The sequence below is a fragment of the Lysinibacillus sp. UGB7 genome, assembly GCF_049058285.1.
Taxonomy (GTDB): Bacteria; Bacillota; Bacilli; order Bacillales_A; family Planococcaceae; genus Lysinibacillus; species Lysinibacillus sphaericus_B.
Genome location: NZ_JBMGUV010000128.1, coordinates 1 through 402, shown reverse-complemented (window position 1 = coordinate 402; position 402 = coordinate 1). Strand labels below are relative to the sequence as shown.

1 pseudogene is annotated in these 402 nt (G+C 37.6%); it reads right to left on the bottom strand.

What is annotated here, in order from left to right:
* Nucleotides 1–402, bottom strand: a pseudogene (locus tag ACOMCU_RS28365) (helix-turn-helix domain-containing protein); the annotation flags it as partial.

The window sequence follows — 402 nt, the reverse complement described above, 5'->3', positions numbered from 1 at the left end:
TCGCTTGATATCAGCGAGCTTAATTAATGCTTGTACAGCGAATTCTTCCCTTAGTTCATACACTACTTGCGCTTTGTCTTTTGATGTAATACTTCCTTTTCTTGAACTAAGGCATTCAACTTTTTTAGATAGGCATTCTCCATACGTAAATAGTCTATTTCGGCTTGTAAAGCTTCTACAGTTCCTTCAGATGGCACTTGTTTTTTTGTTGTTCGTTTATGGTTTTTATTCATCGATGTACGCCCCTTTGATTTTGGTTCTAGGGCTATCATTCCACCTGTTTCATAAAGTTTTCGCCATTTACGAATATTCCCTGCAGAAGGGATATTGAAAATAATAGCCGCTTCACGAGAAGACGCCCCATGTTCGTTCATATAATTGAGTACGTCTAGTTTAAACTGT